At 68.6% G+C, this 363-nt stretch carries 1 protein-coding gene; it reads right to left on the reverse strand.

The genetic code is table 11. The features are described 5' to 3' along the window. On the reverse strand, nt 1-363 hold a 363-nt coding region (locus IO36_RS36105; RefSeq protein WP_037626603.1), incomplete at both ends, for an acyltransferase domain-containing protein.

Below are 363 nucleotides of genomic sequence, written 5' to 3' on the forward strand. Positions count from 1 at the left end.
CCAGTCCACCCCGACACCGTGGGCGTGCAGCACCGCCAGCGCCGTCACCGCCGACGTCTCCTCATCCCGGTCCCGGCGCAGTGCGGGAACCGTCGTGACGGCCGCGGTCTCCTGGATCATCGCCGACAGCGTGCCGTCGGGCCCCAGCTCCAGGAACGTACCCACACCGTCGTCCACCATCGCCCGCACCGCGTCACCGAACCGCACGGCCTCCCGCACATGCCGAACCCAATACGCCGGATCCGTCGGATCACCCGACACCAACCGGATCACCGGCTCACGGAACTCGATCCCCTCAAGCGCCGCCGCGAACTCCTCCAGCATCGGATCCATCAACGGCGAATGAAACGCATGCGACACCGA

The organism is Streptomyces aureus (genome assembly GCF_000725495.1).
Lineage (GTDB): Bacteria > Actinomycetota > Actinomycetes > Streptomycetales > Streptomycetaceae > Streptomyces > Streptomyces aureus_B.